Origin of the sequence: Pseudomonas fluorescens (genome assembly GCF_902497875.1) — a bacterium.
Classification (GTDB): domain Bacteria; phylum Pseudomonadota; class Gammaproteobacteria; order Pseudomonadales; family Pseudomonadaceae; genus Aquipseudomonas; species Aquipseudomonas fluorescens_BR.
This window is the reverse complement of record NZ_CABVHY010000066.1, coordinates 1-9,446: the sequence shown is the minus strand read 5'-3', so window position 1 is coordinate 9,446 and position 9,446 is coordinate 1. Positions and strand designations below refer to the sequence as shown.

9 protein-coding genes and 1 rRNA gene are annotated in these 9,446 nt (G+C 58.4%); 6 read left to right on the top strand and 4 right to left on the bottom strand.

Features of this window, described 5'->3' with window-relative positions:
• From F8N85_RS33280 to F8N85_RS33265, 3 genes are all read right to left on the bottom strand, one after another.
• A 16S ribosomal RNA gene (locus tag F8N85_RS33280) occupies positions 1-195 on the bottom strand; the annotation flags it as partial.
• Positions 196-845: 650 nt separating this feature from the next.
• On the bottom strand, positions 846-2,339 hold the full coding sequence (locus F8N85_RS33270) for a CoA-acylating methylmalonate-semialdehyde dehydrogenase (protein WP_150807644.1): 1,494 nt from the start codon (positions 2,337-2,339) through the stop codon (positions 846-848).
• A 74-nt stretch (positions 2,340-2,413) separates the two neighbouring features.
• On the bottom strand, positions 2,414-3,763 hold the full coding sequence (locus F8N85_RS33265; protein WP_150807643.1) for an aspartate aminotransferase family protein: 1,350 nt from the start codon (positions 3,761-3,763) through the stop codon (positions 2,414-2,416).
• Positions 3,764-3,887: 124 nt separating this feature from the next.
• On the opposite strand from F8N85_RS33265, the gene F8N85_RS33260 reads away from it, so the two are divergent.
• From F8N85_RS33260 to F8N85_RS33250, 3 genes are all read left to right on the top strand, one after another.
• Positions 3,888-4,808 carry a LysR family transcriptional regulator gene (locus F8N85_RS33260; RefSeq protein ID WP_150807642.1) on the top strand — a complete coding sequence of 307 codons (921 nt, stop codon included), beginning with the start codon at positions 3,888-3,890 and terminating at the stop codon, positions 4,806-4,808.
• A 91-nt stretch (positions 4,809-4,899) separates the two neighbouring features.
• The gene (locus F8N85_RS33255; protein WP_150807641.1) at positions 4,900-5,562 is read left to right on the top strand and encodes a TetR/AcrR family transcriptional regulator; all 663 of its coding nucleotides are present in this window, start codon (positions 4,900-4,902) and stop codon (positions 5,560-5,562) included.
• 12 nt (positions 5,563-5,574) lie between these two features.
• On the top strand, positions 5,575-6,156 hold the full coding sequence (locus tag F8N85_RS33250; protein ID WP_150807640.1) for an IMPACT family protein: 582 nt from the start codon (positions 5,575-5,577) through the stop codon (positions 6,154-6,156).
• A gap of 418 nt (positions 6,157-6,574) precedes the next feature.
• Here F8N85_RS33250 and F8N85_RS33245 read toward each other — a convergent pair whose 3' ends face one another.
• Positions 6,575-7,048 carry a hypothetical protein gene (locus F8N85_RS33245; protein WP_150807639.1) on the bottom strand — a complete coding sequence of 158 codons (474 nt, stop codon included), beginning with the start codon at positions 7,046-7,048 and terminating at the stop codon, positions 6,575-6,577.
• An 82-nt stretch (positions 7,049-7,130) separates the two neighbouring features.
• Between F8N85_RS33245 and F8N85_RS33240 the strand changes: the two genes are divergently transcribed.
• From F8N85_RS33240 to F8N85_RS33230, 3 genes are all read left to right on the top strand, one after another.
• On the top strand, positions 7,131-7,481 hold the full coding sequence (locus F8N85_RS33240; RefSeq protein ID WP_150807638.1) for a MerR family transcriptional regulator: 351 nt from the start codon (positions 7,131-7,133) through the stop codon (positions 7,479-7,481).
• A gap of 25 nt (positions 7,482-7,506) precedes the next feature.
• Positions 7,507-8,193 (top strand): SDR family oxidoreductase, encoded by a 687-nt coding sequence (locus F8N85_RS33235; RefSeq protein WP_150807637.1) that lies wholly within the window; start codon positions 7,507-7,509, stop codon positions 8,191-8,193.
• Between the two features lie 266 nt (positions 8,194-8,459).
• On the top strand, positions 8,460-9,446 hold a 987-nt coding region (locus F8N85_RS33230; protein ID WP_150807636.1), incomplete at its 3' end, for an amidohydrolase family protein.

Sequence of the window (9,446 nt, the reverse complement as noted above, 5' to 3'; positions counted from 1 at the left end):
GCTTTCTCCCGTAGGACGTATGCGGTATTAGCGTCCGTTTCCGAACGTTATCCCCCACTACCAGGCAGATTCCTAGGCATTACTCACCCGTCCGCCGCTCGCCACCAGGTACAAGTACCCGTGCTGCCGCTCGACTTGCATGTGTTAGGCCTGCCGCCAGCGTTCAATCTGAGCCATGATCAAACTCTTCAGTTCAAACATCTTTGGGTTTTTAAGAAACCCTAAACTTGGCTCAGCAATCGTTGGTTACATCTTTGATTTCTCGCGGAGTAACTTGTGATGCTGATAATCTTGTTGACTATCAGTCTGACTCCACAAGCACCCACACGAATTGCTTGATTCAGTTGTTAAAGAGCGGTTGGTTAAGATCTTTCGTCTCAACCGAGGCGCGCATTCTACGCTTTCCTCTGCTGCTGTCAAGCGGTTATTTTCAGAAGTTTTCAAAGTTTCGCTTGGAAATCTTTAACAACTTCAACCACTTGGCGCTTCCGATCACTCGTTAGCGGGAGGCGAATTCTACAGCGTTACTCGCTGCTGTCAACACCTGTTTTACACCGCTTTCGACCGAGTGGATCGAACCGTTAATAGGGTCAAACAACACGACTCTATCAACTCCTTCTGGGCTTCGACGAACTGAAGCAACTCGCTGCCGAAAACCGCGTAACTCTTTGTTTACCAAGGAGTTTTCCGTTTCGACTGCGCCGGAAGTGGGGCGAATTATAGACTTCCAGAATCTGCCGTCAACACATAATTTCACAATTGTGTCATATAGGCCAAAAAAGCCTCTAAAAGCAAAAGGCCGGCCCCTTATTCAACTAAGGGAGCCGGCCTTTCCACCCGTCTACTTACAAGCTTGGGAAAGCGAACTGCGAAGCTTCATGGCTGGCACGTTGCGGCCAGCGCTGAGTAATCGCCTTGCGCCGGGTATAGAAACGCACACCGTCCGGGCCGTAGGCATGCAGGTCACCGAACAGTGAACGCTTCCAGCCGCCAAAGCTGTGGTACGCCACCGGTACCGGCAGCGGTACGTTGACGCCGACCATGCCGACTTCAATCTCGTCGCAGAACAACCGCGCGGCTTCACCGTCACGGGTGAAGATGCAGGTGCCGTTGCCGTACTCGTGATCATTGATCAGTTGCATGGCCTCTTCCAGGCTATTGACTCGCACAATGCACAGCACCGGGCCAAAGATCTCTTCTTTATAGATGCGCATCTCTGGTGTGACACGATCGAACAGGCAGCCACCGAGGAAGAAGCCCTCTTCGTGGCCCGCTACGCTCAAGCCGCGACCATCCACCACCAGCTCGGCACCGGAAGAAACGCCGTCTTCTATATAGCCACTGACTTTGTCGCGAGCCTGACCCGAGACCAATGGCCCCATGTCCAGGCCGCAGGTAGTCCCGGCACCGATTTTCAGCGCCTTGATCTGTGGCACCAGTTTGCTGATCAGCGCATCCGCCACCTGGTCGCCGACACACACCGCCACCGAGATCGCCATGCAGCGCTCACCGCACGAACCGTAAGCCGCGCCCATCAAGGCACTGACCGCGTTGTCCAGATCCGCATCCGGCATCAGCACCGCATGGTTCTTCGCGCCACCCAAGGCCTGCACACGCTTGCCGCGCTTGGTGGCTTCGGAGTAGATGTATTCGGCAATTGGCGTAGAACCAACAAAACTCAACGCTTTGACTTCCGGCGCTTCGATCAGTGCATCAACCGCACCCTTGTCGCCATGCACCACGCTCAGAACGCCTTTTGGCAATCCGGCTTCCTGCAGCAGCTGGGCGATCAGCAAGGTTGAGCTCGGATCACGCTCCGAAGGCTTGAGGATGAAACAGTTGCCGCAGACGATCGCCAGTGGATACATCCACAGCGGGACCATGGCCGGGAAGTTGAATGGGGTAATGCCGGCAACCACGCCCAACGGCTGGAAGTCGGACCAGGCATCGATGTTCGGGCCGACGTTACGACTGTACTCGCCCTTGAGGATTTCCGGAGCCGAGCACGCGTACTCGACGTTCTCTATACCGCGCTTCAATTCGCCGGTGGCGTCTTCCAGGGTCTTGCCATGCTCTTCGCTGATCAACTGGGCGATACGCGCTTCGTTCTGCTCAAGCAATTGCTTGAAGCGGAACATCACCTGGGCACGCTTGGCCGGCGGAGTGTTACGCCAGGCCGGGAACGCCGCCTTGGCTGAGTCGATGGCTTTTTGTACGGTTTCGCGGCTGGCCAAAGGTACTTTGTGAATCGGCTGGCCGGTGGACGGGTTATACACGTCAGCGCTACGACCGTTGTCGGTCACCAGTTCACCGTTGATCAAGTGCGGGATAAGGCTCATGCGGGGCTCCTGAAAAGTTGTCCACAGGCGCGCATCGCTGCGCACCTGTTGTTCGTTCTATATAGAAGGTCGAATCAATCGATCTTGTTCAGCACTTCGCCGACCGCGTCGAACAGGCGATCAAGATCCTGCGGCTTGCTATTGAAGGTTGGGCCGAACTGCAGGGTATCGCCGCCGAAGCGCACGTAGAAACCGGCCTTCCACAGGGCCATCCCGGCTTCAAAAGGACGCACGATGGCGTCGCCGTCACGCCCGGCGATCTGGATCGCGCCGGCCAGGCCGTAGTTGCGGATGTCGATGACGTTCTTGGTGCCCTTCAAGCCATGCAAGGCGTTTTCGAAATGCGGCGCGACTTCAGCCACGCTCTGCACCAGGTTTTCCTTCTGCAACAGATCCAGTGCTGCCAGGCCGGCCGCGCAGGCCACCGGGTGCGCCGAGTAGGTGTAGCCGTGAGGGAATTCCACCGCATATTCCGGCGTCGCTTGATTCATGAAAGTCTGATAGATCTCGGAGCTGGCAATCACCGCCCCCATCGGAATCGCGCCGTTGGTGACTTGCTTGGCGATGCACATCAGGTCCGGAGTCACGCCGAAGCTGTCGGCACCGAACATCGAGCCGGTACGACCGAAGCCAGTGATCACTTCATCGAACACCAGCAGGATGCTGTGCTGATCGCAGATTTCACGCAGACGCTTGAGGTAACCCTGAGGCGGAACCAGCACACCGGCGGAACCAGCCATCGGCTCGACGAACACCGCAGCGATGTTCGACGCATCGTGCAATTCAATCAGTTTGAGCAGTTCATCGGCCAAGGCGATACCGCCCTGCTCCGGCATGCCACGGGAGTAGGCATTGCTGGCCAGCAAGGTGTGCGGCAGATGGTCGACATCCATCATCGCCTGACCGAACATTTTGCGGTTGCCGTTGACGCCGCCCAGGCTGGTGCCGGCGATGTTCACGCCGTGGTAGCCACGGGCCCGACCGATCATTTTGGTCTTGGTCGACTGACCTTTCAGGCGCCAGTAGGCACGCACCATTTTCACCGCGGTGTCCGCGCACTCGGAGCCGGAGTCAGTGAAGAACACGTGATTCAGGTTGCCCGGAGTCAGCTCGGTGATTTTTTCCGCCAGCTGGAACGAAAGCGGGTGACCGTACTGGAAGCCCGGCGAGTAATCGAGGGTGCCCAATTGTTTGGAAACCGCTTCCTGGATTTCCTTGCGGGTATGCCCGGCGCCACAGGTCCACAGACCCGAGAGCGAGTCATAGACCTTACGGCCTTTATCATCGATCAGGTAGCTGCCTTCTGCGGCAACGATCAGCCGCGGATCGCGCTGGAAGTTGCGGTTGGCGGTGTACGGCATCCAGTGGGCGTCGAGCTTGAGTTGACTGGCCAGGGAGACCGGAGCGTTTTCGGGCAAGTTCATGAGCAAAACCTCGCAAGGCAAAAGGCAGCGTAGGGACTAAAAGCGTTCTTGCAGCTAAATTGCCACGGGGATAAAGTCTGTGAAATCCAACTCTTCTAACCTTCAGTCAGGCAGCCACTAAACTATGAGCAGTCGTCGCCCCGATCCACTGGCACAAGTCAGTGACTTTGACATCCGCCTGCTGCGCATCTTTCGCAGCGTAGTCGAATGTGGCGGCTTCTCCGCGGCGGAAAGCGTATTGGGGATCGGCCGCTCAGCCATCAGCCAGCAGATGAGCGATCTCGAGCAGCGTCTCGGATTACGTTTGTGCCAGCGCGGTCGTGCCGGGTTCTCCCTGACCGAGGAAGGCCGCGAGGTCTATCAATCGGCCTTGCAGCTATTAAGTGCGCTGGAAAGTTTTCGCACCGAGGTCAACGGCCTGCACCAGCACTTGCGTGGCGAGTTGACTATCGGCCTGACCGACAACCTGGTCACCCTGCCCCACATGCGTATCACCCATGCCCTCGCGCAATTGAAGGAGCGCGGGCCGGACGTGCAGATTCAGATCCGCATGATTGCCCCCAACGAAGTGGAACAAGGGGTTCTCGACGGCCGCCTGCATGTCGGTGTGGTGCCACAGGCCAGCGCACTCTCGGGCCTGGAATATCAACCGCTGTACAGCGAGCGTTCGTTGCTCTACTGCGCGGTCGGCCATCCGCTGTTTTATGTCGATGACAAACAACTGGATGACCAGCGCCTCAATAGCCAGGACGCCATTGCGCCGACCTTCCGTTTGCCGGCCGAGATCCAGGCGCATTACCAGGCGCTCAACTGCACCGCCAGCGCGTCGGACCGCGAAGGCATGGCGTTTCTGATCCTGACCGGGCGCTACATCGGTTATCTGCCGGATCATTACGCCAGCCTCTGGGTGCAGCAAGGTCGACTGCGTGCACTGAAACCCATGGCGCGCTTCTATGACCTGAGCCTGGCCTCGGTCACCCGCAAGGGCCGTCGCCCTCATCTGGTGCTGGAAAGCTTTCTCGAAAGCCTGGCGGCTACCCGGTAAAGCCGATCTTTTCAATGACAAGGCTTGTCTGATACTTATGGGTGCGCTATCAAGCCATTGGTCACACCCACAGAACTGCTCGGAAACCTCCATGACCCTTGAAGTCCCAGCCCACGCCGAAGCTCATACCGGCAAGCCCGCCAGCCGAATTCGCCAAAAGAACGAAGAAGCGATCATCAAGGCCGCCGAAGACGAGTTCGCTCGTCACGGATTCAAAGGCACCAGCATGAACACCATTGCGCAGAATGCCGGGTTGCCCAAGGCCAATTTGCATTACTACTTCACCAACAAACTCGGGCTGTATGTGGCGGTGCTGAGCAACATCATCGAGTTGTGGGACAGCACCTTCAACACCCTGACCGCCGAAGACGATCCGGCCGAAGCGCTCAGCCGCTACATCCGCGCCAAGATGGAGTTCTCCCGCCGCCAGCCACAAGCCTCGCGGATCTTCGCCATGGAGATCATCAGCGGCGGTGAGTGCCTGAGCGAGTATTTCAGCCAGGACTATCGCACCTGGTTCCAGGGTCGGGCGGGCGTGTTCCAGGCCTGGATCGATGCCGGCAAGATGGACCCGGTCGATCCGGTGCACCTGATCTTCCTGTTGTGGGGCAGCACCCAACACTACGCCGACTTCGCCACGCAGATCTGTCGCGTAACCGGCCGCAGCAAACTGACCCGGCAGGACATGGACGATGCCAGCAACAATCTGATCCAGATCATTCTCAAGGGCTGCGGCCTCAAGCCAACCCTTTAAAAGATCCCGCACATGCCTTTTACCCTCACCGGCCTTTGCGAATATCGCGAAGAAATTCGCAAAAGCCGCTTCATCGCCCTCGCCGCCCCGATCAGCAGCGCAGCCGAAGCTCAAGCGTTCATCGAGCAACACAGCGACCTGAACGCTTCGCACAATTGCTGGGCCTGGAAACTCGCCGATCAATACCGCAGCAGGGACGACGGCGAGCCGGGCGGTACTGCCGGAAGGCCCATCCTGGCGGCCATCGAAGCCCAGGATTTCGACCAGGTCGCGGTAGTAGTGATTCGTTGGTATGGCGGCATCCAGTTAGGAACGGGCGGCCTCGCCCGGGCCTACGGCGGCAGTGCCAATAAATGCTTGCAAGGGGCCGATCGCGTTGCATTGATCAGTCGGGTGCCACTGCGTTGCACCTGTGGTTTCAACGAATTGGCGCTGGTCAAACTGCGGGTGACTGAACGTGGCGGCTTGATCCTGGAAGAAAGCTTCACCGCCAATGGCGTGGAGTTGCAGTTAGCGGTTGGCGAAGCGCAGATTGATATTCTGCAATCGCAGCTGGCGGGCCTGAGTCGTGGGCGCATTCTGTTGCAGCGCTAGTGTCCCGATCAGGGCAAAAACAAAACCAAAAAATTGCAGGCCCCTATAGTGGAACGCCTTGCGATTTTTTTGGTGCAATCCACATGCCCGCTACGCGCTGAACTTGCCCACATCTACTGTGCACCCGACTGTGGATAACCTGAGCACATTCCCCTGTAACCCTTCTGCAACGTGGCTTTGCGGGCACTGGTCATTTTTTGTCCAATTATCCGCATCCATGGTTAATCCCGCAGCAAAACAATCAGTTAGAGCGGTATATCACCTTTAGGAGAAAGCCAACGAGTGCTTATACCCGGCCTTTTGGCTTGCGCACAAATACTGTGGAGCAACCTGTGGATAAGCCGTGCAAGGCTGGCTCAGTTGCATAGGCGGCATAGCTCGCGGCCGACTGCTCATTTTTTGATCAGCCGAGATAAGGCTATGCCGGAGCCTTATCAGCAGGCTTGCCCTGAATTGGGGCAGGCGGGACATTAAGGGTTGTTCGGGCGGGCTTCACCGGCTGACGAACAGGCAACAATTGTGCAACGCCCCATGCCAATTCAAAGACCAGGAAAACCGCCAGCAACGAGCTGGCGCCATGGACCAAGGCATAAATCTGCCAGGTCGCAAACAACAACCGCCCCGCCGCGTCATAGCGGCCGAATGCTTGCTGTGGATCACGAATCCGCAGGACCGACCAGACGCAGACAATCGAGCCCAACAGATTGGTCATCAACATATGCATCGGTTCGAAGGGCGGCAGTTCGCCGGGCAGATTGAACGCCTGGGACAGGCTTTGCAGCAGCCCGTGTAACACCATGAAACTCCAGGGCGTGACGAATGCAACGGTGACGATCAAGTCGTACCAGCCGCTCGCGCGGACCAGTCGGCGGTATTGCTGTGCAGTCCACATTGAGGTGGCTCCAACTATTCAAGGAGCGCACAGGCTAAAGCCTGGAGTATGCTCCAGGGTCAAGCCCCAAAGAGCCTTCGAGATGCGTATCGGTGAATTAGCCCGGGCCAGCGCCGTCAGCCGCGATACTCTGCGCTTTTACGAGCAGCGCGGATTGATCGCCGCCCAACGCAGCGCCAACGGTTACCGCGACTATCCGGCTGAGATGGTGCAACTGGTGCTTTACATCAAGACCGCCCAACGCCTGGGCTTCAGCCTCGGCGAAATCGGCAGCAGCGTTGCAAGTCTGTGGAACGCCGTCGACCCGGACAGCGCCGTCACTCAATTACTACAAGACAAATTGACCCTGATCGAAACCCGCATTGCCGAACTCGGCGAGCTGCGCCAGGAGTTGCAACTACGGCTTCGCCAGAGTTGTCCACTAAGACCGTGATCCTCTTTTCTCAAGGAACCCGTTTATGAACACTGCAAAAAACGCACTCATCATCGGTGCCTCCCGAGGCTTGGGCCTCGGGCTGGTGAAACGCTTGCTGGCCGACGGCTGGCAAGTCACCGCCACCGTGCGCAACCCGCAGAAAGCCGAGGCCTTGCAGGCACTGGGCAAGGTCCGGATCGAACAACTGGACATGGATGACCAGCACGCCGTGATCGCCCTGAGCCAACGACTGAAAGACCAGGTGTTCGACCTGCTGTTCGTCAACGCCGGGGTCAAAGGCCCGGATGATCAGACCCCCGGCAACGCCACCCTCGCCGAAGTCGGCCAGCTGTTCTTTACCAACGCGGTGGCCCCGATCAATCTGGCCCAGCGTTTCGTCCGGCAGATCCGCCCGGACAGCGGCGTACTGGCGTTCATGAGCTCGGTGCTCGGCAGCGTGACCATGCCCGATGCCCCGGAGATGGCGCTGTACAAGGCCAGCAAGGCAGCACTGAACTCCATGACCAGCAGCTTCGTCACTCAACTGGGCGAGCAGAAGCTGACGGTGCTGTCGCTGCACCCGGGCTGGGTGAAAACCGACATGGGCGGTGAAGGCGCGGACATCGATGTCGACACCAGCACCCAGGGGCTGATCGAACAGGTGAATGCTTATGCGGGTATGGGCGGGCATCATTTTGTGAACTACCGGGGCGAAACGATTCCTTGGTGAGTGCTGCCTGAAAGGAGGCCAAGATCGCAGCCTGCGGCAGCTCCTACGCCGACCCAGTACACCCTGAATTTATCAGGCGCACGCAATACCCGTAGGAACTGCCGCAGGCTGCGATCTTTTAGGCATCACACACGTCCGTCAAGCTATCGCATCAAATGCGTAATCTGAGTAAACTCCAAACCTCGCCCTCACCGGCGACCCTGGATCAGCAGACAGGGCAACACTGAGCTGGCGAACCTGAACCCAATTTTCAGAGGAGCCGGCCAATGCCTGCGACCCGTATCTGGTTAAAAACCCCCCTGGCCATTTTCACTGCCAACGCGCTCGATGCCCGTGGCGGCCTGGTGCTGCAAGACGGTTTGATCGTCGAAGTACTCGGTGCCGGGCAACAACCCGCCGCACCCTGTGGACAAGTCTTCGATGCTCGCGAACATGTGATCCTTCCCGGGCTGATCAACACCCACCACCACTTCTACCAAACCCTGACCCGCGCTTGGGCGCCGGTGGTCAATCAGCCGTTATTCCCCTGGCTGAAAACCCTGTATCCGGTCTGGGCTCGACTGACCCCGGAGAAACTGGCATTGGCGAGCAAAGTCGCTCTGGCCGAGTTGCTGCTGTCTGGCTGCACCACCGCGGCCGATCACCACTACCTGTTCCCCGAAGGTCTGGAAAACGCCATTGATGTACAGGTCCAGAGCGTGCGCGAACTGGGCATGCGCGCGATGCTCACCCGCGGCTCGATGAGTCTGGGTGAAGCCGACGGCGGGCTGCCGCCGCAACAGACCGTGCAACAAGGTGAAGTGATTCTCGCCGACAGCCAGCGCCTGATCGCCGAATACCACGAACGTGGCGATGGCGCGCAAATCCAGATTGCCCTGGCGCCCTGCTCGCCGTTTTCCGTTACCCCACAAATCATGTCGGCCAGTGCGGAACTGGCCAACAAGCTCGACGTGCGCCTGCACACCCATCTCGCCGAAACCCTCGACGAAGAAGACTTCTGCCTGCAACGTTTCGGCCTGCGCACCGTGGATTATCTGGACAGCGTCGGCTGGCTCGGGCCTCGTACCTGGCTGGCCCATGGCATTCATTTCAACCCGGATGAAATCGCTCGCCTGGGCGCGGCTGGCACCGGCATCTGTCATTGTCCGAGCTCGAACATGCGCCTGGCTTCAGGCATCTGTCCGACCCTGGACTTGATCGCAGCGGGCGCGCCATTGGGCCTGGGTGTGGATGGTTCGGCCTCCAACGACGCG

What these genes read in the sequence shown, in the direction of transcription:
- F8N85_RS33270 (WP_150807644.1), bottom strand. Translation starts at nt 2,339, where the DNA reads ATGAGCCTTATCCCGCACTTGATCAACGGTGAACTGGTGACCGACAAC.
- F8N85_RS33265 (WP_150807643.1), bottom strand. Translation starts at nt 3,763, where the DNA reads ATGAACTTGCCCGAAAACGCTCCGGTCTCCCTGGCCAGTCAACTCAAG.
- F8N85_RS33260 (WP_150807642.1), top strand. Translation starts at nt 3,888, where the DNA reads ATGAGCAGTCGTCGCCCCGATCCACTGGCACAAGTCAGTGACTTTGAC.
- F8N85_RS33255 (WP_150807641.1), top strand. Translation starts at nt 4,900, where the DNA reads ATGACCCTTGAAGTCCCAGCCCACGCCGAAGCTCATACCGGCAAGCCC.
- F8N85_RS33250 (WP_150807640.1), top strand. Translation starts at nt 5,575, where the DNA reads ATGCCTTTTACCCTCACCGGCCTTTGCGAATATCGCGAAGAAATTCGC.
- F8N85_RS33245 (WP_150807639.1), bottom strand. Translation starts at nt 7,048, where the DNA reads ATGTGGACTGCACAGCAATACCGCCGACTGGTCCGCGCGAGCGGCTGG.
- F8N85_RS33240 (WP_150807638.1), top strand. Translation starts at nt 7,131, where the DNA reads ATGCGTATCGGTGAATTAGCCCGGGCCAGCGCCGTCAGCCGCGATACT.
- F8N85_RS33235 (WP_150807637.1), top strand. Translation starts at nt 7,507, where the DNA reads ATGAACACTGCAAAAAACGCACTCATCATCGGTGCCTCCCGAGGCTTG.